19 protein-coding genes and 2 pseudogenes are annotated in these 26,077 nt (G+C 50.3%); 7 read left to right on the top strand and 14 right to left on the bottom strand.

Annotation, left to right across the window (positions count from 1 at the left end):
- Window positions 1-3 precede the first annotated feature (3 nt).
- The 4 genes and pseudogenes from ACJJIJ_RS06585 to ACJJIJ_RS06570 form a co-directional block, all read right to left on the bottom strand.
- Window positions 4-1,500 (bottom strand): peptidoglycan DD-metalloendopeptidase family protein, encoded by a 1,497-nt coding sequence (locus ACJJIJ_RS06585; protein ID WP_444939000.1) that lies wholly within the window; start codon window positions 1,498-1,500, stop codon window positions 4-6.
- A 22-nt stretch (window positions 1,501-1,522) separates the two neighbouring features.
- Window positions 1,523-1,900, bottom strand: a complete 378-nt coding sequence (locus ACJJIJ_RS06580) for a BlaI/MecI/CopY family transcriptional regulator (RefSeq protein ID WP_444938999.1) — start codon at window positions 1,898-1,900, stop codon at window positions 1,523-1,525.
- A 375-nt stretch (window positions 1,901-2,275) separates the two neighbouring features.
- Window positions 2,276-2,470, bottom strand: a pseudogene (locus tag ACJJIJ_RS06575) (DDE-type integrase/transposase/recombinase); the annotation flags it as partial.
- 17 nt (window positions 2,471-2,487) lie between these two features.
- A pseudogene (locus ACJJIJ_RS06570) lies at window positions 2,488-2,691 on the bottom strand (transposase); the annotation flags it as partial.
- A 316-nt stretch (window positions 2,692-3,007) separates the two neighbouring features.
- On the opposite strand from ACJJIJ_RS06570, the gene ACJJIJ_RS06565 reads away from it, so the two are divergent.
- Both ACJJIJ_RS06565 and ACJJIJ_RS06560 read left to right on the top strand, forming a co-directional pair.
- Window positions 3,008-3,169, top strand: a complete 162-nt coding sequence (locus ACJJIJ_RS06565; RefSeq protein ID WP_444938998.1) for an FAD-dependent oxidoreductase — start codon at window positions 3,008-3,010, stop codon at window positions 3,167-3,169.
- Window positions 3,170-3,177: 8 nt separating this feature from the next.
- The gene (locus ACJJIJ_RS06560) at window positions 3,178-4,116 is read left to right on the top strand and encodes an FAD-dependent oxidoreductase (protein ID WP_444938997.1); all 939 of its coding nucleotides are present in this window, start codon (window positions 3,178-3,180) and stop codon (window positions 4,114-4,116) included.
- A gap of 212 nt (window positions 4,117-4,328) precedes the next feature.
- Here ACJJIJ_RS06560 and ACJJIJ_RS06555 read toward each other — a convergent pair whose 3' ends face one another.
- The 4 genes from ACJJIJ_RS06555 to ACJJIJ_RS06540 form a co-directional block, all read right to left on the bottom strand.
- On the bottom strand, window positions 4,329-7,457 hold the full coding sequence (locus ACJJIJ_RS06555; protein WP_444938996.1) for an efflux RND transporter permease subunit: 3,129 nt from the start codon (window positions 7,455-7,457) through the stop codon (window positions 4,329-4,331).
- Window positions 7,454-8,812, bottom strand: coding sequence for an efflux RND transporter periplasmic adaptor subunit (locus tag ACJJIJ_RS06550; RefSeq protein ID WP_444938995.1), 1,359 nt, complete (start codon window positions 8,810-8,812; stop codon window positions 7,454-7,456). Before ACJJIJ_RS06550 ends, ACJJIJ_RS06555 begins: the two co-directional genes overlap by 4 nt.
- Before the next feature lie 27 nt (window positions 8,813-8,839).
- Window positions 8,840-9,508 carry a TetR/AcrR family transcriptional regulator gene (locus ACJJIJ_RS06545; protein WP_444885096.1) on the bottom strand — a complete coding sequence of 223 codons (669 nt, stop codon included), beginning with the start codon at window positions 9,506-9,508 and terminating at the stop codon, window positions 8,840-8,842.
- Between the two features lie 355 nt (window positions 9,509-9,863).
- On the bottom strand, window positions 9,864-11,264 hold the full coding sequence (locus ACJJIJ_RS06540; RefSeq protein ID WP_444938994.1) for a tryptophanase: 1,401 nt from the start codon (window positions 11,262-11,264) through the stop codon (window positions 9,864-9,866).
- A gap of 959 nt (window positions 11,265-12,223) precedes the next feature.
- On the opposite strand from ACJJIJ_RS06540, the gene ACJJIJ_RS06535 reads away from it, so the two are divergent.
- Complete coding sequence (locus tag ACJJIJ_RS06535; RefSeq protein WP_444938993.1) at window positions 12,224-13,048, top strand: hypothetical protein; 825 nt, start codon at window positions 12,224-12,226, stop codon at window positions 13,046-13,048.
- Between the two features lie 285 nt (window positions 13,049-13,333).
- Here the strand turns inward: ACJJIJ_RS06535 and ACJJIJ_RS06530 are convergent, their stop codons facing one another.
- Window positions 13,334-13,699 (bottom strand): VOC family protein, encoded by a 366-nt coding sequence (locus ACJJIJ_RS06530; RefSeq protein WP_444900876.1) that lies wholly within the window; start codon window positions 13,697-13,699, stop codon window positions 13,334-13,336.
- A 181-nt stretch (window positions 13,700-13,880) separates the two neighbouring features.
- Entirely contained in the window at window positions 13,881-15,104 is a 1,224-nt protein-coding gene (locus tag ACJJIJ_RS06525) for a CaiB/BaiF CoA transferase family protein (RefSeq protein WP_444938992.1), read from the bottom strand.
- 141 nt (window positions 15,105-15,245) lie between these two features.
- Here ACJJIJ_RS06525 and ACJJIJ_RS06520 point away from each other — a divergent pair, with 141 nt between their 5' ends.
- The gene (locus ACJJIJ_RS06520; RefSeq protein WP_252085752.1) at window positions 15,246-15,563 is read left to right on the top strand and encodes an Mpo1-like protein; all 318 of its coding nucleotides are present in this window, start codon (window positions 15,246-15,248) and stop codon (window positions 15,561-15,563) included.
- Window positions 15,564-15,569: 6 nt separating this feature from the next.
- Here ACJJIJ_RS06520 and ACJJIJ_RS06515 read toward each other — a convergent pair whose 3' ends face one another.
- Entirely contained in the window at window positions 15,570-16,994 is a 1,425-nt protein-coding gene (locus ACJJIJ_RS06515) for a TyrR/PhhR family helix-turn-helix DNA-binding protein (RefSeq protein ID WP_444938991.1), read from the bottom strand.
- 195 nt (window positions 16,995-17,189) lie between these two features.
- Between ACJJIJ_RS06515 and phhA the strand changes: the two genes are divergently transcribed.
- From phhA to ACJJIJ_RS06500, 3 genes are all read left to right on the top strand, one after another.
- Complete coding sequence (gene phhA, locus ACJJIJ_RS06510) at window positions 17,190-17,996, top strand: phenylalanine 4-monooxygenase (protein ID WP_252085750.1); 807 nt, start codon at window positions 17,190-17,192, stop codon at window positions 17,994-17,996.
- 299 nt (window positions 17,997-18,295) lie between these two features.
- Entirely contained in the window at window positions 18,296-18,772 is a 477-nt protein-coding gene (locus ACJJIJ_RS06505; RefSeq protein ID WP_252085749.1) for an Lrp/AsnC family transcriptional regulator, read from the top strand.
- 66 nt (window positions 18,773-18,838) lie between these two features.
- The gene (locus ACJJIJ_RS06500) at window positions 18,839-20,008 is read left to right on the top strand and encodes a cation:proton antiporter domain-containing protein (RefSeq protein WP_252085748.1); all 1,170 of its coding nucleotides are present in this window, start codon (window positions 18,839-18,841) and stop codon (window positions 20,006-20,008) included.
- Here the strand turns inward: ACJJIJ_RS06500 and ACJJIJ_RS06495 are convergent.
- Genes ACJJIJ_RS06495 through ACJJIJ_RS06485 form a run of 3 tightly spaced genes read right to left on the bottom strand, consistent with a single transcriptional unit; the run spans window position 20,005 to window position 25,821 of the window.
- Window positions 20,005-23,154, bottom strand: coding sequence for an efflux RND transporter permease subunit (locus ACJJIJ_RS06495; RefSeq protein ID WP_444938990.1), 3,150 nt, complete (start codon window positions 23,152-23,154; stop codon window positions 20,005-20,007). The genes ACJJIJ_RS06500 and ACJJIJ_RS06495 overlap by 4 nt on opposite strands.
- Window positions 23,147-24,385: an efflux RND transporter periplasmic adaptor subunit gene (locus ACJJIJ_RS06490; protein WP_444938989.1), complete on the bottom strand. Its 1,239-nt coding sequence runs from the start codon at window positions 24,383-24,385 to the stop codon at window positions 23,147-23,149. The genes ACJJIJ_RS06495 and ACJJIJ_RS06490 overlap by 8 nt, the downstream gene beginning before the upstream one ends.
- Window positions 24,385-25,821: an efflux transporter outer membrane subunit gene (locus ACJJIJ_RS06485; protein ID WP_444938988.1), complete on the bottom strand. Its 1,437-nt coding sequence runs from the start codon at window positions 25,819-25,821 to the stop codon at window positions 24,385-24,387. Before ACJJIJ_RS06485 ends, ACJJIJ_RS06490 begins: the two co-directional genes overlap by 1 nt.
- Window positions 25,822-26,077: the final 256 nt, after the last annotated feature.

Below are 26,077 nucleotides of genomic sequence, written 5' to 3'. Positions count from 1 at the left end.
ATTTCAACCAAACCACAATGCAAGCAAATGTTCCGGATCAACTCTTTCACCTTGCTCAATCAACTCAAAATGAAGATGAGGACCTGTTACTTTCCCTGTAACACCAACTGTTCCAATCTTTTGCCCGGCTTTCACATTTTCACCTACCCTCACCTCCCGAGAATCTAAATGCGAGTAAAGTGTCTGTGTATTATCTCCATGATCAATAATAATTATCTTTCCGTAATTTCTATGTTTGTAGTGATCAGTTGAAACAACAACAATTCCACTAGCAACAGAAACTATTGGCGAACCCAGCGGAGCTGCAAAATCCGTACCAAGGTGAGATTTCCTTCTGAACTCCTCTAAACCTCCAAATTGACTGCTTATACGTGCACCTTCAACCGGGGCTGTCCATGTTTCTTTTTTAGAGCTAGCGATTGAAAAGCTAGAACTTACAAAAACTCCAAAAAATATTAGAAATATGGTAAAAAATACAAGTGTTCCCCTAAAGATCCCTGAAGCCAACCTATTAAGCTCAGAACTTTCACAAGCAGCCTCCCTGATATTCACCACTCTCTTTTTAAAAAAAGATAACTGATTAGCCTCTTCAAATACTGAAAAGGCAGCAACACCCTTACAACTGTCTTGCCCAGAGCACTGCTGTAATGTTCGTAACATTGCCTGGGCATATACTCTTCCACTTCCTATTTCGGAGGATTTTAATACTTCTCGGTCGCAGGATAGCTCAATAGCCCATAACATTTGCTCTTTAGCCCACCTAACAAATGGAATGAACCATAAAAAACTCACCAAAACATGGGCAACCATGATAAGCAAAGGGTCTCGCCTTCTTATATGGGTTAATTCGTGCTCCATAATTAATTGTCTTTCCTTGGTATCCATCGATATTAGATAACCAGGCAAAACGAGCCTCAAGTTAAGCAAACCAAAAACGAAAGGTGAGCACTGGGCCTTTGTAACAATTAGCTTTACATTCTTTTTAGACAGGTAATCAGACTGTTTACTGGTTAGCAGATTATTGACAACTTGTCGCTTGAGGTCCACCTCATTAGCAATATCCAGCATTTTAACCAATCGACTATGCCTTCTAAACATCATTATCAGGCTTAGTAATACCCCACCAAGATACAAAATCATCCAGGAGCCCGTTAGAATGTCGATATAATTCAAAGTTAGTGTTTTATCCTCCAGCTGGGCACTTTCAATTACTGTATAACTAAAAGCCGCCTCTGGAGGCGTAAGATCATATCTAAATTCAGGCACCAAGCCTGTTGAAAAGAAACCCAATAATTGCGCAAGAAAAAATGGCAGACTAATCACACATAAAACACACCCCCAAAAGCTACGCCAGCTAGTAACACGCCTAGACTTAAAACTGGCCAGAGAGGTTATTGCTCTTACAGTGATATAAATGAAGCATGCCCAAATTACGGAAAATATGGATGTAACAAAAAGATTGGGCGTAAAGAATAACAACGAGGATAGTAATTCCTGCATATAATCTCACAGCCTCCCCGATTCAGTCTGCTTCAGGCCAGGCATTCAACATTTCCTGTAGCTCTTCCAGGTCTTGGTCATTCATTAATTTACTGTTAGCAAACATAGCTATAGGAAGCGGACCATCCAGCTCAAGAACCCGTAAGGCGAAGTCTGTGGCATATTGTGCAAGTGTTTCGACCTTTTCAAGAGCTGCCTTATAGACTTGAATGCCGTGTACTTCAGACTGAATCACAAAAGACTTATCCCGCATTCTATCCAACGTTTTCCTGGTGGATGAATAGGACCAGCAGAGTTCTGATTTCACCTCTTCATGCAATTCTCTTGCACTTAGTGGACTCTGCTTCCAGAGTGCCTTTAGCAAAGTAAGCTCTGAGGGGGAGGGTTTGGCTTCTCTCATTTATTTTCTTCTCGTGACTTTAATCGCATTTCCGCTACATCTGGCGCAAGTGTGCGACATGAGTCGCATGGGGTCAATTCTAAAGTTGTCACAAGAAGTACCTATCAGACCTTGGTTGATTTTTAATCAAGACTGGTAATAGAGGGGGCCCTTAATAAAAATTACAACACATGAAATATTTAGGGGCACAAGCTCAGCGACTAAATAGAGTAGTGCTAAAGAGTGATGACAGACTTAAAAGAGCACTTATGTAGTGGTCTACTATTTCCGGACAGTAAGTAAAAGTTTTTCTTCCACTTCGCAGGCGGTATTCCATCATTGTGTTGGTACGGACCCTACCAATTGTAGTAAGTCATCAGGTAGTGATTTTGTTTCGCCTTGATACAACTGGAACATAACTCCATCGGGCCTTCCTCGCTGCTTCCAGGCCATTTCCAGTGCCATTATAGTTAATGCTGTATCTGTTTCCCCTGAGAGGGCCCACCCAACGATACGGCGAGCATGCAAATCTATAACGGCAGCTAGATAACACCGGCTTTGACCAGCCCAGATATAGCTAATGTCACCACACTAAACTTTCCTCACCCCTTGATTTTTTGTTGCTCGGTGATAAGCCCTTTACTTGTAGGTGTCTCTCGACCACACTCTACCTCTAGTTGCTCCACCCAACCTCGGATAGCTGTTGTACCAACATTTAGCGACCGGGTCGCTTCAGGGATTGAAGAGCTTTGATCTACTACTAGGCGGGCAGCATCTAGTTTATATTCGGGGCACCATACTCCAAATTTTATTCGACTAGCTTGTTCATGAACCTACTCTTTACATTCTTAGTTGTAGCTTCAGATCGCTCACTCGCAGTCCCACCCTACCAATAGCACCCACAAAAAAACAATGCTATTTTCTACAGCACTCTAAATAAATGACAATAGTCTGAAACGCCCCCTCAACATTTAAATTTGATCCATTTATTATTGTTGCACCAAGCTGTAGGAAGGTATGTCGATTGGATGCCAGGTAATATATTTTTTTTAAAATCATCAAGTTAGCCCCCAGAGATAGCAAGCACATCAACCCCCAATAAACTATATTTACTAGCCCTTAACCAAGATGCATCCTTACACTCAAATGCAAATTAAAACGCCAGGAGTTAATGAATTGAAGATATTAATTGTTGGTGCTGGCCCCACCGGCTTAACTGCCGCGATAGAATTAGCAAGACGTGGAATAACTCCAACTATTATTGACAAGCGAGAAGGCACCTCCACATAAGCCGAGCAGTGGGCATAACACCAAAAAGTCTCCAACTACTCTCACCATCCGGAGTTTCAGAACGACTAATAAAGGAAGGAGTAGAAATGGATGGATTACGAATTTATAGAAATAGCTCATTGGTATTAGAAATGCCTCTCCATTCTGAGCATACATTTTTTCCAACAATTCTAGGATTACCCCAAGATAGAACCGAATCGATAATGGTTGATGTATTTAAAAACCTGGGAGGCTCAATTAAATATAATTTAAAGTTAAACGATCTCAAGGACAATGGAGAAAGCGTTCTTTCTATATTTTCAGATGGATCAGAAGAAAATTTCGATACAGTTATAGGGGCCGATGGCATTAAAAGCGCTGTTAGAGAATTATCTAACATCAGATACCCAGGTACTGACCTCAATCAACTTTGGTCAATCGCCGATGTCGATGTTAGAAATTGGCGACACCCGGGAAAAATAACATTAGTTCAAGTCTCACCTGGAATAGTGGTTGTTGTTGCGCCAATGGGAGCTATTCGCTATCGACTCGTAGCAAGCCACGAAGACGCCTTGGCAGCCTTGCCCTTACCAATAGATGTCATTAAGCTCCATCGAAAAGGCACCTTTCGCATCTCGATTCGCCAGACGGATACCTACTCCAAAGCTAATATTCACTTAGCTGGAGACGCGGCACACTGCCATGCCCCGGCAGGAGGGAGAGGCATGAACTTAGGTATCGCTGACGCAGCAGAATTAGCTAGAAGAATTGTCGAGGGAACTGTTGAGGGTTATTCTTCCCTCCGTCATAAAGAAGGCGCCGAAGCGATACGAGTCACCGAAGAAGGCCGTGCGATGACGGCCGGAGTAAATTGGCAGCAAAGAGTAAAATTCAAAATGCTCTTATCCTTTGCAAACACTTTCGGATTTGTCAAACAGAGAATTGGACGCTTTCTTGTTGAATTTTAGCCTAACAACCTAAACAGAATCTTTATCACTTGAAAAATGTAACAAGCTAAAGAGCACAAAACTAGCCTTATAACTTCGAAGAAGATAAAAGAGTTTAAAGTCTGAAATGCATCGATAACAAGAAAGCACTCTCTAACACTAATTAAAAAGTGCACCAATACCAAATGACTACCTCAATGTTAGAATTTAGAAAGCGTCGACTCACTTTTTTCTTACCCGGTAGCAAGTACTCCGTCCCCAGATAGCTCCCTCCCCTCAACTTCCTCTTGAGGTTCCGTAAACCCAAAGTCCTCCAAAATTCCATAAAGCGCCGGCAGCAACAAAAGGATCAACACCGTTGAGCTACTGATTCCAAATACAATACTGGTTACCAGGGGTACCAAAACCTGGGCTTGCAAGCTTGTTTCAAACAGTAGGGGCAAAAGACCAGCGATCGTTGTAAGGGAGGTCAAGAAGATTGCGCGGAAGCGGTCGCGACTGGCTTGGCTTGCAGCGCTATGAACATCCATACCCTCGCGTACACGCCGCTTTACAAATTCCACCAATAGGATGGAGTCATTCACCACAATACCGGCGAGAGAGACAAAGCCCATCATACTTGGCATAGACATATTCTGCCCCATAATTAGGTGGCCCCAGATAACGCCGATCAACGCTAGTGGAATGGCGACCAATACAATTAAGGGCTCTACATAGCTGCGAAATTGTAAAGATAATATCAGGTAGATACCAATAGCACCGACCAACAAGGCGCTGCCGATGGACTTACCTGTGACTTCACTGTTCTTAATCTCTCCCTGCATATCGACACGAAGACCGGGAAATTCTTTTTTAAGTTCAGCGAGGAATTTCTCTTGGGTATCCCCAAGCACCTGGCCCGCATTAGCTTTCTCAGTAAAGACGTCGGCAAATACACTTACTACTCGTTCACCATCTATTCGCTGAACCCGTGCGTAATCACGATTCATCTCAACATCGGCAATGGCAATCAAGGGGACGCGCTGCTTGGTAACAGGATGGATAATGACCAGTTCATCAAAACGGCTCAGGGCTCCACGGGAATCCGCATCCATACGCACTTGGATCTCATAGGTTTCTCCCCGGTACTGAATCTCATCAATCTCCATTCCTTGATAAGCCGCACGTAACTGGTTGGCAACATTACTGGCATCCAGGCCAGATGCGTAGGCACCCTCACGCATTTTTATGTTTAATTGCGGCTTGCCTGGACGTAGGTCATCCACCACATTCACTACACCGTCGTATCCTCGCAGCCAATTCTGCAAGCGAATAGAAACCTCTTTCAGCTGATCCAGCTCCAGTCCGCTGATGCGTATGTGAATAGCACGGCCCGCGGGACCTAAGGCTGGTTCTTTATAAAGAATCGCGATCGCACCAGGGGTTTCACCTGCAGCCTCACGCCAAGCATGGCGCAATTCATCCAAACTGGTTTTACGCCCTTCCGCAGCCAGTAAGTCGACATTAATCGTTGCCACATGGGGTCCAGTTTCAAAGGCATCGCCATTGACACCAAAGGTTACACTTGCGTGATTGACGAGAGGAGCGCTTTCCCTTTCAGAAAATTCAGCGGCTACTAAATCAAGAGCATCTAACTGTTTATCGACCAGTTTTTCCATATTCTGCAAGGAGGTACCCTGAGGCATTAGGATGCGAGCTTGCAGCAGATCGCCCTCCAAAGTTGGAAACCCCTGAAACTTCACAATCCCAGCCGGCAACAAACTTACAGTCAAGAAGAATAGACCGAGCACCCCACCAACAAAGGCGTAACGGTATTTAACAGCCCAATCTGCCGCACGCCCCACACTCTCACGCCAGCCTTCAAAGCGTTTGGCAAAAGCCTTCTTCCAAGCGGGTGTTCGGCTTTTGTGTTCAAGCGCATGGCGCAAGTGTGCAGGCAAAATTAAGAAGGCTTCTAACAAGCTAACAATTAATACTGAAATCAGGACAATCGGCAGCACTTTAAGCACCTGCCCCATATCCCCTTTAATACAGATCAGCCCACCAAATACCATCACTGTGGTTGCAAAAGAAGACAGGACTCCACGGGCAACGCGCTTGGTCCCAATCACTACAGCCTCTAACGGGGAGCGACCATCGCGATGTTCGCTGGCAATACTTTCTGAAAGTACTATGGCATCGTCCATCAAAATACCGATAGCAATTAGTAAACCTACCAAGCTGATCATATTGATGGATACGCCCATGGCGGTGATCAGGGCAAAGGAGCCTAGAAAGGATACCGGCAGTCCCATCACTACCCAGAATACATAGCGACCACTAAAGAAAAGATATAGCGCTAGGGCGACCAGAATCAGGCCCTGCCAGGCATTGGAGATAATCATTTGCAATCGATCGGCAACGATGGAGGCGCTGTCTTGGGTAAGGGTTAGCTTGATCCCCTCGGGCAACTTCGCACTTTCACGATCGACAAAAGCACGCACAGCTTCCAGTACACGCAGGCTATCATCCACACTGTTTTTTTCTACATTGAGCAAGGCTGCGCGATGACCATCGAAAATAATCTTGTCCTCCGCCAGCTCAAAGCCATCATAAATTTTCGCGATATCGCCAAGGCGCACTTCGGCACCATCTTCGCCTTTAAGGACTACAAGATTTTCCAACTCTTCTACGTTACGGCGCTCTTCAGTAAAACGCAGCTGATATTCACGATCAGGTGTGGATACCTTGCCGGCAGGCATATCAATGGCTTGCTGATCAATAATATTGGCCAACTCCATCACACTGAGCCCGTACTGGCGCAGGTTGTAATCGGATATTTCGATCTGCAGCTGATGATCTGAGAAGCCCGAGATACGCACTATAGGGATGGCTGGGTCACGCAGTAATTCGCGGCGATAGTGTTCCGCCAATTGATTCAATTGTGGCAATGGCAGATCGGCACTGATAGCAATACTGACAACGCCTTGAGTGCGCCCCATTTCCTTGACTACCGGGCGCTCGCTCTCTGCTGGCAGCGAACCAATGCTATCAACCGCAGACTCCACATCCGCAACAAACTGGTTCATATCTCCAGCTTCCTGCATTTTCAGGGTCATCAGCCCGAGATTATCCTTAGCTTCACACAAGCGTTCATCAATAAAGCTGATACCGTCAGTGGCCTCCTCCAAAGGAAGGCAAATACTGTCTTCGACCTCAGCAGCGGCGGCACCGGCATAGGGGACGGAAACCTGCACTTCGAATTTATCGATTTCCGGCATGGTTTCGCGCTTCATACTGGGTAGGACAAACAGTCCGCTCAACATGAGTGCAACCATTAACAGGTTCGCTGCGGTGGGGTGTGCGGCAAAAAAACGAATCACTGCAGTGTACCTCCAGTATTCACCACCACGGCCTGCTGGCCGCTGCTCACAGACACGTCCATACCATCAATCGCCGGTATCACATCGGTGACAATAACCTGCTCACCGGGCAACAAGCCTGCACGAATTACCGTAGTATCGCCCTGATGGTAATCCACCTGCACCTGCCGCAGGCGTAACTTGCCATCCTCCACCAGATACACCCTACCCTCATGCAAGGCCCGGCGGGGAATGGCTAGGGCTGGAGCGGAGGGTGCTATTAATTCAACACGAGCATACATGCCTCGAAACAGCGGCGGCTTTTTTCCGGCGAGGGCTTCGCCATAGGGGTCGTCTACGGCAACCATTACTGAAAGCGTACGACTGGTACTATCGAGGGCCCCTCCCAGACGTACGACCTGGCCCTTCCACTCATTGTCTCCAGGCCCACCAACCAGAGTGATGCGCGCCTCCAAGCCCAATAGTATTTTGGGAAGCTCTTCTGGCGCTGGCACAAGGTCACTGCCTGGCCTGAGATTACGCAACAGTGGCGCCACATGAAGCATGGGAAGCTCAGCTGCAATTTCCACTTGATCCAGACCACTGGCATCGAATAAGCGCGCATTGCCTGCCACATATTGATTTTCCTCTACATGGACCTCACCAATACGCGCATCGAAGGGTAAGGTTACCTGGGTACGCTCCAGACTGTATTTACTATCGCGCACTTGAGCCTCAGAGCGCGCAATCTGGGCCTCGATTACCTTGCGGCGCGTTGGAAATAAGGAGAGCTGACTGGTTTGGTTTTGCACTTCCTGACGCAGGCGCAGTACATTTTGCTCTTCGACATCCACACTTGAGCGAGAAACCGTGCCCTTGGCCACTAACATTTGCTTGCGCTCTAACTCTTTCTCACCCAGCTTCAACGTACGTTCGGCAATCTCCAAAGAGCGTTGGCTATTGACCTCCTCCACCTTGAGTTCCTGCAAATTAGCACGGTTAGCTGCCAAATCACTTTCAGCCCGCGCCAAGGCTAATTGGTAGCTAGTGTCATCAATTTTCAATACCAGGGTGCCGGCAGGAATAATATTTCCACTCTCTAACTCCGGCGCCGTGTAGACTATCCGACCACTCACCTCAGCATTGGCTTCAAGAAAGGTGCTGGGTTTCACTTCACCGTAAGCTACTGCTTGGGCACGTAGCGGCAGCTCTTGCACCAACACAACATTTACCGGGGTGATCAATGCATCCCGCACATCGTGGTTGGGCGGGCTCTTACTCATGACCAATGCCATTGAAAGAGAAATACCAACGGCAACAAGAATAGGAAGCGTCAGGCGGCGATTCATCAGTTTCTGTAGCTGGACCTTTTTCATCACCACCAATCTCCCAATATTCGACTGTTACTCGGCTATAGCGTTGTTGGCCACTCCATGGAGCAGCAACTTAACGGTGTGGTCAATCCACTTATCGCTGGTTTCTTCATCCAACCTAAAAGAGAAAATCTCCTTGAAGGGATCCCCCGCGATAAAGGGGAATGCAACCAAACTGACAAAAGAAATCGGCATAAGATTAATATCTAAATCTGGACGTAGGTGGCCGGCGCATTGAAGTGCCTGTAAGAGCTCCCGCAACATAGGGCCCAGTACAGATGCCAGTCTATCGGTGAATAAATCGCGCATTCGACCAGGCTTGGAGGCCACCTCCCCCACAATAAAACGGGGTATCCAGGGCTCACGGATATAAAGGCGGATAATACGAGCCATTGCATCCCTCAGGGTTTCTAGACTGGGCTCCTTATCCCCCAGACTCATAGTGAGAAATGCCGGGCCACTCTGCATAAACTGACCGCGTATAACCTCGATAATCAGCCCTTCTTTACCGTCAAAGTGATAGCTGATCATGGCGGAATTTACCCCAGCACCCTGAGCGATCTCGCGAATTGAGATATCTCGAAACGCTTTCTCACGAAGAAGTCTATGGGCAGATTGCATCAGGGACTCACGTACCTGCCTTTCACGCTCTGGGTCCCTGGGCCGTCCACGGCCACGACTGGGTGTGGTGTTAGTCAACTTGATATCCAATTTAATTAATCGATTGATTAATTAAATTGGATATTTGCCGAGAATACAAGATAAAAACCAGACTAATAAGTCACAAACTAAAGGGTCTCTCCGCGGCACTCACACAAAAAGTACTGCCAGACTGCCCCGTCATTCCAGGAGCCCTTGGCTCATTAGAAAACTGGGGAGCAGCCTTTAGCACCTGGGTACATTTATCGCCAACGGACAGGGAAAGAAAAAGCCAGCGCGTAGTAGCAGATCAGAACTTCAGACAAAAACAAAAAAAGGCCCACGAAGGGCCCTTTTAGGGAGGTAAATGACCCAGCAGAAAAAACTAAAAGAAATTTCCTGAGCCATCCATTACTTACAGAGACTTAAATCTAGCCGTAAAGTGTCGCAACACTGGCGGCTCATATTCAAAGGTCAGCCCCTTCAATTCATGTGCTCGATTCTGCAGCTCTATAATCGCATCAGCGATATAGTCCATATGATCATTGGTATATACACGACGCGGAATCGTCAGGCGCATCAATTCCAAATCCGCCTTCTTCTGTTCACCGGTTTCCGGGTCACGCCCCAACAATAAGGAGCCAATTTCCACCGCACGGATACCCGCTTCCAGATACAGCGCGTTAGTTAAAACTTGTGCGGGGAATTGCTCTGGTGGGATATGCGGCAGAATCTTAGCCGCATCGACAAACACCGCATGGCCACCAGTTGGAGACTGAATGGGCACCCCACCCTCGCGCAAACGCTCACCTAAGTAGGCTACTTGGCTGATGCGGTATTGCAGGAAATTTTCATCGGCGGCCTCATAAAGACCCCGCGCCAATGCTTCCATATCACGCCCCGCCATGCCCCCGTAGGTTACAAAGCCCTCCATAGGTACGCAGCGGGTACGCACCGCCTGGAAAAGCTCCTCATGATCACGGATACAACATAGGCCACCAATATTCACCATCGGATCTTTTTTGGCAGACATGGTCAGCATATCGCCGTATTGATACATCTCGCGAATAATCTCCAGGATCGACTTGTCCTGATAACCTTCTTCGCGCTGCTTGATAAAGTAGGCGTTCTCACAGTAACGTGCCGAATCGATCACTACTGGAATATCGTATTTCGCGGCTATCTCATATACTGCGCGCATATTCGCCATGGAAACTGGCTGGCCACCCGAGCTATTGCAAGTTACCGTGGTGATAATTGCACAAATATTATTCGCCCCATGCTCCTTAATGGTCTCGACCAAAAGATCCAGGTCAAAATTACCTTTCCAGTCATAAGCCGTTAAGGTATCAAAGGCCCGCTTGTCCAACACATTAACCGCTTTGCCACCATTCAACTCAATATGGCCCGCGGTGGTATCGAAGTGATAGTTGGAGATAAAGACTGGTGTAGTACCACCACGTACCTGGCGCATACGCTCAATCAGAGCGGGAAACAGGATCTGTTCAGCACCACGGCCCTGGTGGGCGGGAACGGTTAATTTATAACCAAAAAAGTGCTCCACTGCTTGGCACAAGTTGTAATAGTTGCGGCTACCTGCGTAAGACTCATCCCCCAACATCAAACCGGCCCACTGGTTATCGCTCATGGCCCCAGTGCCAGAATCTGTTAGCAGATCAATATAGACATCATCACTGCGCAGTAAGAAAGGGTTCAAACCAGCTTCCGCCAGAGCCTTCTCTCTATCGGCCAAAGTGGTCATTTTGATCGGCTCAACCATCTTAATCCGGAATGGCTCAGGAATACGCTTCATCATTATTTTCCTTATCAATCCTGACAGCGTGAACTGAATTATTGACTCAGTCACACTGCATGCTGTTTTTAACGCGGATATAGTACAGATGAAGTGGTAAATGTGCGAATGAGAAGTGATTGGAAGTAGGATTGCCTTACCTGTGAAAGGTATAGAGGGTATCAAGATACTAGTAGCGTGGACTAACCCTACATATATGGTTTTGACGATTTTTTATAGGCATATATACCAAACATGAAAAAGATTGCTGGTGATAGAACAGTTGCAAAGAAAAATCTTAGCTACTTACCATGCCAAAGTAATAACGCCGCCAGTGATTTAAAAATCAACTTCTGGGTAGCCAGGTGCGTCAACTTTTAACATTCTAACTGGATCCATCTCGGCCATTTCTTCAAAATCTCTCTGAGTAATGGAAGGCCCATCGAAACAGCTTAAACCCACAAGTGAGCCAACACGGACAGGCCTCATAGTAGCCACATTGCTAGACCCTACCTAAACCCACTCACCGTAAAAATAAACTCACTTGCATGAATATTCATACACGTTTCTACTCTGCCAATATAACGAAGCATATTCACACAAGCTCACCTAATCATTATTAAACCTTAAAAGAGCAAAAGACTAACAAATATGGAATTACAGTACCAAATACAGTGCACACCTTGAAGCCAGCTTTATTTACTTATTTAAAACCGTACTGTAAGCTCTCCACAAATTATCGGATAATTTTAATCACGGAGGGATAAATTAATTCAGATATTTTGCCTCAAGCGATCAATCGTTTGAAAAAACTGAAAGTTTTCACAACTTATTTCACACTTAAAGACTTAAGGTCCATCTTTCAAGAGACACTATTTCAAAGTGTGACATTTAACACATCAAGTGGGCAGGCCAACAACCTTACTATTTAGACCTTCAGCATCACTTGATGAAAAAATACAATTATTAAGCAGTAGATTGATATGTTTCCTAAATATACCTTAGTAGCAGCTATTTCTGCAGCGTTCCTTGCCTTTGAAGCACAAGCAAAAACCTTCAAATACGAAATTCAAGATATTACTTCATCTAATGCCTCATTACAGTATCCAGGCCTCGACTTAAATGGAGCCGACTCTGCAACACTGATCATTGATCAAGCAGATCCTTCATCTCCCGCTGTGATAACCTCGCTAGATGTAAACTTCCCCAATGCGTCCAAATTATCCGTAAGGAATTTCAACTCCACTAATGGATTACACCGGGCCACAGTTGGCAACACCTGGGTATACCGCCAACTCAACATTGAAGTGCATGGTGTAGATTTTCAAAATTCTAGCGATCAGAATATTTACATTGACGGCTTTGTATCTGAAGCAGAGAGTTTTATCGGTGCAAATCAACCAGGAAACCAAGGACAGCCATTATTTCATGTCGGAGGTCGCTTGGTTGATGTAACCCCAGGAAAAGTCACTGATATTAAAATTCTTACTCTCGACGGGAACAGGCTCAGATTATCACTAAACGACAAGATAGCGGCGAACCCAAACAACAACCATGAGAGTGTCATCGTTATTGATTCACTATGGTTTGGAAACGGGGAAGCAAAGCTATATATCCCGATCCCTATGGCTAACAATGAAGCTAAATTTGCTGCGCCATACAAACTCAACATATCTACAACTTCTGGTCCTGAAGGGGATGAACACTTCATTCATGTACTCGCAAAAGACGAGCGCGGCAACGAATTCCCCACCGCGGAATTCCCCCTCCAGCATCTGCTCGAGGAAGCTTACCGTAACCACCAATAGTTTTAGTTAAACCCTAATACTCTAAAAGTGGAAATGAGTGGCTTTGCTGGATTTATTTTACAATACTCCTTCAAAGTCACTTCCATATCTATACTCTTTATCCAGAAATGGAAAAGTCTAAAACCAACAGCTCTATAAATTTCCAATTGATCATGCTGAGCGACAACAACGTTGACAAACCTGTTGCTCCCAGCCGACTGATGATAACTACTGATAAGCTCTTCCAATGTCAGATTGAACATCTCAGATCAGTAACATAAAGCCTTTTAGCGGGTCTTTAACCACCTAAACCAACGCATTCACTTCCACCTTGATCCCCACCGGATCAAAAAATACCAACTGCCTTAGATTACGGCCCGGTACATCCCTTTGCTCGCTGGCAACACCCAACGAATCCAACTGTTGTTTTATCGGTTGAAGATCCTCGGTAAGGAAAGCCATATGGTCCAAATAGGGCTTTGTCGCTTGTTGTTCAGAGACTTCTCCCTCCATGAGATGGACAATCGGTTTGCCATTACCGTAGAGCCAGAATCCGTTGTTTTTAAGGCTTGGTCGCTCTCCCTCTGTGAGGCCAAGGACTTTTGTATAGAAGTCCCGCAACTGCAGCAGCTGACTCCAAGGTGCAGTGATATTGAAATGGTCCAATTGCATAACGCTTCCCTGTGCTATTTCCTTCATAAGATATAGGCAAAAAATAAACCGTTTACGAGCCTATCACGATCTATTCACAGCATGCCTTAAGAGCCGGGCTTCCTTGCCTCCCCCCAGTTAAATCTGACTCAATATTGTGATTTAAGCCCGGTAAAATATGTTTGCCGGGCCCAGGTATTAACTACACGACGCCGTTGCGGCGCAGTTGGTTAATTTGCTGCTCATCTTTTCCCAGTAACTCGCGCAGCACTTCTTCGGTGTGCTCACCCAATACCGGTGGAGCCTGCTGGTAATCGAGGGCAGATTCGGAAAAGAGTACCGGGTTGCGAACAGTTTTTACTTTGCCGGCTTGTGGGTGATCCTGCTCCACCACCATACCTCGCGCTTGCACCTGTGGATCGGCAAAGACCTCTTCGAGAGTATTGATCGGTCCACAAGGCACATGGGCTTCGCTGAGTTTTTCCAACCACCAGGCAGAGTTCTGCTTGCGGGTGGCATTCTCAATTTGAGGGATCAGCTCATCGCGGGCTATTACCCGTGAGGAATTACTGACATAAGCGGGATTTTCTGCAAGCTGTTCTATACCCGCGATCTTACAAAAACGCTTGAACTGGTCGTCGTTGCCAACCGCCAACATAAAATAGCCGTCTTGCGAGGGCACAGCCTGGTAAGGCACGATATTGGGGTGGCCTGTGCCCTGGCGCTCGGGACTTTTACCCGAGGTGAGGTAGTTCTGGGCCTGATTAGCAAGCCAGGACACCTGGGTATCCAGCAGGGCCAGATCAATATGCTGCCCCACTCCCGTCTGCTGGCGGTGCACTACGGCGGCAAGCACCGAGGAAACCGCATACATGCCCGTCATCAGGTCGGCAACGGCCACCCCCACTTTTTGCGGCCCGGCACCTGGCTGCCCTTCGGGCACACCAGTGATACTCATCAATCCGCCCATCCCCTGAATCATGGCATCGTAGCCGGCGCGGTTTTTATAGGGGCCGGTTTGACCGAAGCCGGTAATGGAACAATAAATCACTCCAGGATTAATGGCCTTGATAGCTTCATAATCCAGGCCGTATTTTTTTAGGCCACCTACCTTGTAGTTCTCCAGAAGAATATCGCAGCGGGCAGCCAGTTGTTTAATCAAGTCCTGGCCGGCTTCCGTGGTGATATCTACAGTGACCGATTTCTTGCCGCGGTTGGCACTCAGGTAATACGCAGCATCGGCGGTGTCATTGTCCTCGGCGTCTTTGAGGTAGGGAGGGCCCCAGTGACGAGTGTCATCACCGCGCTCAGGGCGCTCCACCTTAATCACTTCGGCGCCAAAATCGGCGAAAACCTGTCCGGCCCAGGGGCCTGCAAGAATACGACTGAGATCGAGTACTTTGAGATGCGCGAGCGGTCCTGCCATAACTTCCTCGTTTCACTAATACGGGGTGCATCCCCGAAAATTTTTGCGGCAGACTAACAGATATTCCCGATATGCGCCCAGCTTGGAAGACTATTGAATTGGCCTTACACTGCGGGAGCAATAAAAATAAGGAGGCATAGCATGGCTGCTATAGAAGCCCAAAAATTCGAATCTTTCCGCGACTTTTACCCATTCTACCTGCAAGAGCACAGCAATCTAACCTGCCGACGATTGCACTTTATTGGTACCAGCCTCGTATTTGCCACCGTGATCGCAGCGATCAGCACAGGCAATATGCTGTGGTTTGCCGCTACACCGCTGGCTGGTTATGGTTTTGCCTGGATTGGGCATTTCTTTTTTGAACACAATCGTCCTGCCACTTTTAAGTACCCCTTTTATAGTTTTATGGGGGACTTTGTGATGTTTAAGGATATGCTGTTGGGGCGTATTGAACGCTGAACTCGCCTATTTTTTGTGGGCCGACAGGCCGTATTTACGCAGCTTGTTGGCCACAGCGGTATGGGAAATGCCCAACTCCTTGGCTAGCTCTCTAGTAGAGGAGCGCCCCACCAACAATTCACTGAGTAATGATCGCTCCAGCTGCTCCATCATCTCTTTGTAGCTGAGCCCCCTGCCCCATTCCCGCCAGGGTAAACTCGCCGGCACGGTTAAGTCCGGAAGGTCCTCAATATCTATTGTGCTGGCGCCACGACGTTTACAGCTGCCCAGGGCAGCTGCCAGGTAGTCACGTAAACCATTGAAGTTTTGCGGCCAGTCATGGCGGCGAATCAGTTCGAGCACCTCCACTGGCAAAACAGGCGCCTCCTGATCGGGGAACTCCTGTCGTAAGAGTGTTTCAGCAAATCGTGGTAGCGCCGGTCGCATATTACGCAAAGGAGGCAAGACCAAGGAGAGCGCACTAAAGTGCTGAGCTAGAGCCGGCACCAATGACCGAGGCTCGGAACAAGTGGCCACTAAGCGTATTGAAGGTGGCAGGCCGCGCAACCGGCGGGCGATTGTCAGCTGGGCCTCGCCATCCAGCTGATGAAGATCCTCCAAAATTAAGGTTCCAGTTGAGCGCAGATGCCTGGGGATTTCCATTTTCCCATTCTGGGGCACAATACGGTGGCAATCTGCACGGGCAGCAGCGGATGATAAATAATGCACCGCACAGGCAAAAGTAGTTTTACCGGTCCCCGCCTCGCCACAAACCAGCAAAGGAGAATTCAATTCAGAGAGGTCCTGCAGTTGCAGGCAAGTCTCCCGGCGTAAATCAAAATCCCACAGCGCCACAGGGGGTGGAAGTCCTGCAGCAAACTCACTTTTCTCCGCAGGTTGCATACGCAACACGGCACCGGCCAAAGAGTCCACATCACCAGTGTTATCTAAGGCTATCGGTGACCAGTCCACTCGGAAATTTTGACCCCGCACCACAACTGGGAGCCCAAAACGGGGCACCGCAAAATCTCTCAGCAGCTCGGCCACTTGCATCAACGGTAGAAAACGCTGTAACTGTAAACCCGGTACCCGATCGAGACTGACCCCGAAGGCGCGCGCAGCAGCAACGTTAGCGGCAATAACCCGGCCGGCATGGTCCACGCTGAGCACTGGATCGGTCACGTGCTGTAAGAGGGTATCCAGTTCAAAATATCGCCGTTCCAAGGGTAGCAACGAGATGCGCCTGACCCTTTGGACACCGGGAACACGGTAGAGAGACTTCTCAATAGCCTGGTACTGGGTTGTGAGCATACCTGGCGCCAACAGGTAGACCTTATCTCCACTGTCCCCCCCCAGCTCCCCAGAGGTTACATTAATCCGATATTCGCCAAATATTTGCATAATTTCATGCAAAATACCGACACGATTAGCGCAGGTTATTTCGACTCTCACCAGCCCACCTGTAAAGTTTTCTTTACAAAAAGTGTAAGAGGTTTGTATTGGAGGGCGCAATACCTCCACGCTAAGCCTCCCCTAAATGCAGGCCTCTGACTAAAAATAGAGGAGACACATAACAACAAGGATTCAGCGGCGGGGCCACTAGCCTTCAACACTTGGAGAGACTGGCAGGCCGCAGGAGACAAAATCATGAAAAAAGAAGCAGCCAAGAAGAGCACCCAGTACGTGGCCCGAGAGCCCAACGCCGAGGGCTTTATTGAGTACACCGAGCTGGAACATCAAACCTGGCAGCGCCTGATAGAGCGCCAGCTGGAGGTATTGCCCGGTCGCGCTTGTGATGAGTATATGCACGGCCTTGAGCTGCTCGACCTGCCCCGCGATCGCATCCCCCAGCTTGAGGAAATCTCCTCTGTACTGCGCCGGGAGACTGGTTGGGAAGTGGCACGTGTACCCGCTCTGATCGGCTTTGAAACCTTTTTTGGCCTGCTCGCCGATCGCAAATTCCCTGTTGCCACTTTTATTCGTACCCCTGAGGAATTCGACTACCTACAGGAACCGGATATCTTCCACGAAATTTTTGGCCACTGCGCCATGCTCACCAACCCGGCCTTCGCCAACTTTACCGAGAAATATGGCCAGTTAGGTCTAAAAGCCTCCCCTAAAGAGCGTGCTTATCTGGCGAGACTCTACTGGTTCACCGTGGAGTTCGGTCTGCTCAGCACCGAAGACGGCCTGCGTATTTACGGAGGCGGTATCCTTTCCTCTCCCAAGGAAACTCTCTATGCACTGAGTAATGAACCAGAGCGCTTCGACTTCAGCGCCATCGACGCACTGCGCACGCCTTATCGTATCGACATTGTGCAGCCGGTTTATTATGTACTGAACAATTTGCAGCAGCTGCAGGAGCTTACCGAAATTGACCTGATGGCCATGGTGCGCGAAGCCATTGAGCTTGGTTTGTTCGAGCCCCGCTTCCCGCCGAAGAATGCCGCCTAAAAGTTATCTGCCGGGCGCTACCGCAGCGCCCGGCACTCTCTCTCCCATATCCTTTCAATACCCGCATCCACTTCCTATTTGCACAAAGTGCTCTCATTGAAGTTGCACTTGGGGAAAATTCCACTACCGGCGCAATTCCCATGAGCCTATCGTTACGTCAGGTGGAAAAGGAAGAGGCAAACTACCTGCCAGCCTTCTAACCACCCAGAACATCAAACCACCGCCAGGGCAATGCCAGTGAGGGCTTCTACTTCGATACAGGGACACAAGACCCTAGGCCAAGGGAGCGCTGTAGCACTATGTCCTCACTTGACGCGATTGATAGACACCTGCTCGCTATTCTGCAATCGGACGTCAGCCTTTCTATTGAGGAGCTGGCGGAGCGTGTGGGACTCACAAAGACCCCTTGCTGGCGCCGGGTGCAGAAGCTGGAAAAAAGCGGCATCATCCGCCGCAAGGTCGCCCTGCTCAATGCGGAAATTCTGGGCCTGCCAGTTTCGGTGTTCGCCCAGGTAAAAACCGACCAGCATACCCCGGAGTGGGCAGAAGCCTTCTCAAAGCATGTAGGACAACTACCGGAGGTGGTGGATTGTTACCGAATGGCCGGGGACTACGACTACCTGCTGCGGGTGGTAGTGAGCGATATTTCTGCCTATGACCGCTTTTACAAGGAGTTGATCAGGCACGTAGGCATCAGCGATATCATTTCGAATTTCGCTCTGGAGCAGATCAAAAGCACCACTGAGCTGCCCATTCCCTCAGAAAACCAGGAGTGATAAGGGTTTAGCTGTTCGCCCATCTGTGGATAATGATGAGACCTCGCTCACTTTCAAGGATGACTTGTGGCGGACAGCTCCCTCTTCCAATCCTTCTTTCTCATTTTTAGTGGCGCCGCGATAGTTGCCACCCTGGCACTCTTCGGCCGCCAACCCTTATTAGTCGCCTATATCGCCCTGGGTGTACTGCTGGGACCATCTGGGCTTGCGGTCATCGATAATCTGCGCCTGCTCTCAGATATGTCCAACGTGGGCATCATTTTCCTGCTGTTCCTGCTGGGGCTGGATATGCAGCCCCAGGCATTGGTCTCGGTGCTGCGCAAGGCCACTTTTGTTGGCATTATCAGTTGCGCCATCTTCCTGGGTATTGGTTTTTCTATCGGTCAGCTGTTTGGCTTTACCACCATGGAGAGCTGGGTGATCGGTATGGCCTTGATGTTTTCCAGCACCATTATCGGTATCAAGTTATTGCCTACCACGGTACTACACCACAAGAAGCTGGGGGAGTTGATGGTGGGCCTGTTACTGTTTCAGGATTTTGTCGCCATCGTCTGCTTGATGATTCTGCTCAGTGACAGCAGTGGGGATATGCATCTGGGACAAGTAGCCCTATCTTTCGGAGCCCTGCCCTTATTAGTAGCGTTTGCTTGGGTAGTGGTGAAATACCTGTTGCTGCCACTGTTTAGCCGTTTCGACCGCTTTCACGAGTATGTATTTTTGATGGCGCTGGGCTGGTGCATGGGCATGGCGGAACTGGCAGAAACGCTGGGGCTGTCACGGGAGATTGGCGCATTTATCGCCGGCATCACCCTCGCCGCCAGCCGGATTTCCCAGTACATAGCCCTCAATTTGAAACCACTGCGGGATTTCTTTTTGATCCTGTTTTTCTTCAGCCTTGGCGCCCAGTTCAAACTGTCAATGCTGCCGGAAATTCTGGTTCCTGCACTGGTAACTGCCGTGGTGGTGCTGCTAGCCAAGCCGGTGGTATTCCGCTATCTACTCGGTGGCCACAGCGAACTCAAAATATTGGCCTGGGATATCGGCTTCCGCCTGGGGCAAATCAGTGAATTCTCCCTACTGATCGCCCTACTCGCCTTTAGCCAGAACCTAATCGGCAGCGAAGCTTCGCACCTGATACAGGCCACCGCCATCCTGACCTTCCTGGTGTCCTCTTATATCGTGGTGATGAATTTCCCCAACCCTATCGCCACCAAAGACGAACTGCGCAGGGATTAAACCTGCGCAGGCCTGACTAGGGATTTAATCGCTACTTTCGCCTTCTCCAACAACAAGGGAATATCCTTTCCGAACATCAGGTAAAGGCAGGGAACCAACAAAAGAGAAATAGCTGTAGCTGCGAGAATTCCGTAGCCGAGGGAAATCGCCATCGGAATCATAAAGCGCGCCTGCACCGAGGTTTCAAAAATCATCGGCATCAGGCCGCAGAAAGTGGTAACCGTAGTCAGCACAATTGGGCGAAAACGGCGCGCCGCTGCGCGCTTAATTGCAGTTTCCAGATCAGCACCCTCATTGCGCAAGCGGTTGCTGTATTCGATCATCACCAGGGTATCGTTAATAACCACCCCGGCGAGCGCCACCATACCCAGCAGGCTCACCATACTGAGGCCATAGCCCATCCCCAAATGGCCGAGCAACGCGCCGATCACACCGAAGGGAATGGCAATCATCACAATTAATGGCTGTATGTAGCTCTTCAGCGGAATCGCCAGCAACAGGTAGAGCACCGCCATCGCCAGCATAAATGTCATCCCCAGTGAGGCGAGCCCCTCACGCTCATCCGCCTGACGTCCCTCATAGGAGATACCGAGGCCGGGAAATTCCGCTTTCAGTTGCGGCATCACACTGATATTCAGCTCGTTAATCACCAGTGCCGCCTGATCGCTGGGCTCCACATTAGCAGTAACCGTAGTCACCCTACGCCCTTCGCGACGGTTGATTTTGGCGTAGGCCCGCCCCTGCTCAATTTCGACCAGGTCGAGAAGTGGCAGCCACTGGCCATTGCCGGCGCGGATCATCATATTGTGTATATCGTCCATCGTAACCCGCTCAGTTTCCGGCAGGCGCACCATCACCTTCACCTGGTCCCGTCCGCGTTGTTGACGCAAGGCTTCGGCCCCATAGAGGGAGGCACGCAGCTGGCGGCCAATTTCCTCCGCAGAAACGCCCAAGCTCTTGGCCGTTTCCGTCAGGGTCAAGTCGAGCTGGGTTTTACCAAGAGAAATACCTGCATCGATGTCGCTGACATTAGGGAATTTCTCCAGCTCACCAGCCAAGCGTAATGCGGCCTGTTCCAGTATGTCCGTATCCGTGTGGCGGAGCTCTACAGTGAGAGAGGAACCGGCACCGGGCCCACCGCGATCGGATGCAGTAATTGCGCTGAGAGAACCGGCTATCGGCCCCACCTCCCTTCTCCACTGACGTACAAACTCCCCGGTAGAAAAACTGCGCTGATCCGCCGCAACAAAATAGGCATCCACCTGAATCGCATCATCCCCGATCAGGCCACGACTACCGAGGAAAACCCGATCCCGATCATATTGTTCGAGCACTCTATCGGCCGCATCAATAATCTGCGTCCTGGCTTTTTCCAACTGCTGTTGAGGGGTACCGGTAGGGAAAGTTACCGCGAAACGTCCGGAATCCCGCTCCACTCGCGGCATTAAGGTAAAGCCCATACGCCCGCTGGCCGCATAGCCCGCCATCACCAACAAGATGGCAATAGCGATGGCAATGGTGCTGTAGCGGTGCGCTACACAAAGGTTCAAAAAGGGACGGAAACGCCTCTGCACAAAACGGTCCAGACCACGAGCCAACAATTTTTGTCGAGCGGCGAAGCGGCGGGCCCGCCGGCTCTTATAACCCCGACGTGAATGGGCCAGGTGCGCCGGCAAAATAAACAGCGCCTCCACCCAGGAGATGATAAATACCGAGCCCACCACGAAAGGAATTACGCCAAAAATCTTGCCCATAAAGCCGGGCAATTCCATTAAAGGAATGAAGGCGACGATATTGGTGAGGATGGCAAAGGTCAGTGGTACCGCTACCTGGCGAGCACCGGCAATAGCCGCCTCTATATTGCTATAACCTTTCTGCCGCCATTCGTGAATATTTTCCCCCGCGATAATGGCATCATCCACCACAATACCCAGGGCGATAATAAAGGCGAACATACTCACCATGCTGATTGAGATATCCAGCCCAGGCAGAAACAGCAGTGAACCGAGGAAACTGGTGGGAATACCGAGGGTCACCCAAAATGCCAGACGCAATTCCAGGAAGGCACCGAGTACCACAAATACCAGCAGCAGGCCGATAAATCCGTTCTTCAACAGCAGAGAGAGGCGCTCTTTAAAGATCTCCGAGTCGTCATCGCGAATGGTCAGCGTCACTCCTGGCGGCAGGCTGGCTCTGACCTCATCGATCACTTCCCGCGCCGCCTCGCTGACACTCATCGGTGTCTGCTCACCTACGCGGTAAATTTTGATACTGACGGCGGGCTCCCCGTTAAACACCATATTGCGCGCCTCGTCCTCGAGGGCATCGCTGATATTGGCGATATCACGCAGATACACCGGGCCGCCGCCACTGCCACGGGTCACCACCACATTGCCGAACTCGCGCGCCCAATCACGCCGCTCGGTAACCCGAACCAGGATTTCGCCGGCATTGGATTTAACACTGCCGGAGGGAATATCCACCGCCGCGTTTTTTACCACCTGGGCAACTTCTGTCAGAGTCAGGCCATAGCGCCGCAAATCGTCGCGGCGTATCTCAACGGCCACTTCCAGATCTCGAACGCCCTGGGCCTCCAACTGGGTGATACCGCTGTGCGCCTCCAGTTTGTCGTACACCTGCATGGCCAGGGCGCGCAAACTGCGATCATCCAGATTGCCATGCAGGACCAGGTCCAATACGTCGCGCTTGCGCTCGGCCAGACTCACCTGTGGGCGCTCAATGTCACCGGGGAAGGTGGTCACCGAATCAATGGCCTGCTGAATATTCTGAAAAACCAAATTGGCATCCGCATCGCCCTCAAGTTCCAGAATCAGTGAAGCGCTACCCTCGTTGGCCGCACCGCGCATCTCTTTAATGCCAACAATACCCTGTACCGCCTGTTCGGCGGCCACCAATACACCACGCTCCACCTCTTCCGGACTGGCGCCGGGATAAGAAATGGAAACCGTCACCCTATCCAGACTGAACTCAGGAAAAACCTCTTTCTTCACCACCAGGGAGAAAACCAGCCCGCCCACAATCAGGACCAACATTAACAGGTTGGCGGTTACATGGTTGCGCGCCATCCAGGCGATAGCGCCCTGGCGGGTATCAATAGTCGCATCACTTCTTTTGCGCTCAGTCATTGTCACCCCCAGTTTCACGGCGCCGCGCTCCGGCACCTGGGGCCTCACTGGCTGAAGCGGCAGCATCGGCGGGCAGCTCTTTGACCGAACGGGGGCCTGCGGCAATCCGCACCGGCATACCTTCAGTAACAGTGATCAGGCGAGTCGTAACCAGTGTTTCGCCACCGTTTAGCCCCTTATCGAGCACAGCAAAATCGCCGCTGGTATAGGCAACCTCAACCGGCTGGATACTGGTGCGATTGTCGCGCACTACCCAAACCAGGTTGTCATCTTGCAGGGCCGTAAGGGGGATTCGCACCAGCGCCTCCTCAGCTCGTGAGACAATTTCCACCCTGGCCAAATCATTCAGCAAAAGCTGCGGCTGAGAGGGGTCCAATACAGAGAGAGGATCTTTCAATTCCACCAGTACGCGTGCCAGCCGCCCCTGCTCCTCAAGCACCGGTATCACCCGAACAAACTCTCCATGGCGGAAACTGCCGGCGGACCACTGACTGCCATAAATGCGGACTTCCACATCGCCGCTATCCAGACGGTGTAATTGGCTAGCAGGTACCTCAACAGCAATCTGGAAGCGGCTAGCGCTGGCCAAACTGTAGAGATTAATCCCGGGGGATACTCGATCCCCCACATCCACATTACGCGCCACCACCAATGCGTCAAAAGGAGCACGCACTTCGGTCAGGCGCAGATTGCGCTGCGCCAGAGCCACCTCGACCTCCGCCGACTGCACGGCTGCTTCGGCTGCAGCTTTCTGGGGTTCACGCAATACCAGTGCGCGGTCGGCTTCTCCCAGAGCAGTGCCGAGCAGCTCGTACTCTTCCTGTGCCACCTGCTGCTGCCCCAACTCCTGCTGTAACTCCGCACGCCGGCCAGCGAGGGTGCTCTGAGCGGATTTCAGGGCCAATTGGTAGGGCTCAGAATCAATACGCAGCAGCACTTTACCTTTGGGTAGAACCGCGCCCGGCCCCAGATCGTAGTCGAGCCATTCCACCTGTCCGTCTACCAAAGGCTGCAACTCCGCCAATTCGCGCGCGGTCACTTTTCCCAGGGCGCTTAAAGTCATGGGGAAACTCCCTTGCTCCGCCACCGCCACATCCACAGCCGGCGGTGGCATCTTGCGCTCACCACGAGAGACTGTGGGTTTCTCCCGCAGCATCCAGGCGGCAATCACAGCCGCCAACACCAGTAAAGCCACAGGTATGAGCGAGCGCGGATTGAACTTCTTTAACATCAACTATTTCCCTCCAAGTACAACTCCAGGTCTACGGGCTCCGGTTCGGGCAGGTCTTGTTGCGGCAGCCCCCCGGACAGTGCGCGATATAAGGTGACTCGGTTTTGCAGCAGCTGGCGTTCGGCAGACAACACTTCACGAGCCAGGCTCTGCTGTTCGGTGGTAGCCGTCAGCAGATTGAGAAAATCGACAGCACCGCGTGTATAGGCACGGTTGCGCCGCTGCACGATCAGGTCGGATAAACGCTTTCGTTCTCGCAGGTGTTCGAGTTCCCGATTCAAGGCACCTTCGCGAATCAGGGCCTGCTCGACTTCTGACAGTGCCTGATTCACGGTTTCTCGATATAGCGCCCAACGTTCCTGCAAAGCCGCATCCTGTTGCTGCCTTGCGGAACTGAGCGCACCGCCATCGAAAATCACCCCTTCCAGGGAGGCGGCGATAGCCAACAGCCAGTTCTCGGTAATATCACTGATGAGGCTGGTACCGTTACTGGCCACAGCAGATAGACTCAGTACGGGCAGCCTGTCCGCCCAGGCCTGATCAGCCAGGTGGTAATCCTGCACCAGCTTGCGCTGGGCTTCCCGTACATCTGGGCGCCGTAGCAACAGTTGCGATGGGATGCCTGTATCAGGCAGGGCCGGCAAAAACGGCAGACTCGCCTCTTTGTGGATATATCCAGTCAACTGATCCGGATTGATGCCCAGTAAAGTGGCCAGTTGCACCTTCAGCACTTCAATATCGGCGCCTGTCTGTTCCAGCTCCTGCTCAGAGCGCTGCACCAACTGGCGCTGCTGCAGCACATCGGCGGCATCGCTGACCCCGCGTGCAAAACGCGACTCCAGCACCCTGAGAGACTTCCGATTAATTTCCAGCTGCTGCAGCAGTAAGTTGTGCTGCCCCCACTGTTCGCACAGCTGCAACCAGGTTGAGGAGACTTCCGCCGCGAGGCTCAGAGCGGCGGTCTGTAGATTTTGCTGCTGGGCCTGAAGCCCTGCCTCAGCCGCGCTGGCTCCGGCGCGCACGCGTCCCCAGAGATCCAGCTCATAACTGGCAGCGATACGGGTACTCCAGCTGTTACCCTCGTTGGAAGGGTCGGTAAATTCCCCAGAGGAGTAGCGCTGCTCGGTATTTTCTATCTGGGCCGTCACTCGGGGGAACAGCCCTGAACGGGCTCCACGGGCCGCCGCCGCAGCTTGGTGCAGGCGCCAATAGCTGGCCTGCAAGCTGGGATTATCCCGCAGAGACAGTTCTACCAGCTGGTCGAGCTGAGGATCTTCAAACCCTCGCCACCACCGGACATCGGCCGCCTCAGTACCCGAGGCGCTGAATGTCTGCGGCAGAGACAAAATATCCTGCGGCTCGACAGTCTCAAGGGGCTGAGAGGAACAGCTGGCCAGCAGTGGAACACAAATTGCCAAAACACGGTAAAAGCCCAAGAAAAATCACCGGAAAAGTTTTTAAAAACAGGAAAAACAGAGAATTATTGCGCCCATTATCTTCCGACAAAAATAGCTCGCAAGGCGTTTTACCCTTGTTTACACAGCCATGCTCAAACCAGTCTAAATTTTGCTGCCGTTAGGAGTGCCCCATCGCAGCTACTTAGGTATGATGCGCCACAATAAACTGAATGGTCACTGGGTTTTGCCGCGGGATGCTTGCCAATGTCCCTTTCAAGATTCGGCAACTTTTTTG

This window comes from Microbulbifer mixtoriginis (SeqCode) (genome assembly GCF_052467945.1).
The sequence above is the reverse complement of the archived record's forward strand: the minus strand, read 5'-3'. Positions and strand labels throughout refer to the sequence as shown.

Bases quoted from the DNA above. Each gene is read 5' to 3' on its own strand.
- ACJJIJ_RS06525 (WP_444938992.1), bottom strand. From the start codon at position 15,104: ATGGCAGGACCGCTCGCGCATCTCAAAGTACTCGATCTCAGTCGTATT.
- ACJJIJ_RS06580 (WP_444938999.1), bottom strand. From the start codon at position 1,900: ATGAGAGAAGCCAAACCCTCCCCCTCAGAGCTTACTTTGCTAAAGGCA.
- ACJJIJ_RS06530 (WP_444900876.1), bottom strand. From the start codon at position 13,699: ATGCAATTGGACCATTTCAATATCACTGCACCTTGGAGTCAGCTGCTG.
- ACJJIJ_RS06520 (WP_252085752.1), top strand. From the start codon at position 15,246: ATGGCTGCTATAGAAGCCCAAAAATTCGAATCTTTCCGCGACTTTTAC.
- ACJJIJ_RS06505 (WP_252085749.1), top strand. From the start codon at position 18,296: ATGTCCTCACTTGACGCGATTGATAGACACCTGCTCGCTATTCTGCAA.
- ACJJIJ_RS06540 (WP_444938994.1), bottom strand. From the start codon at position 11,264: ATGATGAAGCGTATTCCTGAGCCATTCCGGATTAAGATGGTTGAGCCG.
- ACJJIJ_RS06495 (WP_444938990.1), bottom strand. From the start codon at position 23,154: ATGACTGAGCGCAAAAGAAGTGATGCGACTATTGATACCCGCCAGGGC.
- ACJJIJ_RS06565 (WP_444938998.1), top strand. From the start codon at position 3,008: ATGCATCCTTACACTCAAATGCAAATTAAAACGCCAGGAGTTAATGAA.
- ACJJIJ_RS06550 (WP_444938995.1), bottom strand. From the start codon at position 8,812: ATGAAAAAGGTCCAGCTACAGAAACTGATGAATCGCCGCCTGACGCTT.
- phhA (WP_252085750.1), top strand. From the start codon at position 17,190: ATGAAAAAAGAAGCAGCCAAGAAGAGCACCCAGTACGTGGCCCGAGAG.
- ACJJIJ_RS06585 (WP_444939000.1), bottom strand. From the start codon at position 1,500: ATGCAGGAATTACTATCCTCGTTGTTATTCTTTACGCCCAATCTTTTT.
- ACJJIJ_RS06490 (WP_444938989.1), bottom strand. From the start codon at position 24,385: ATGTTAAAGAAGTTCAATCCGCGCTCGCTCATACCTGTGGCTTTACTG.
- ACJJIJ_RS06535 (WP_444938993.1), top strand. From the start codon at position 12,224: ATGTTTCCTAAATATACCTTAGTAGCAGCTATTTCTGCAGCGTTCCTT.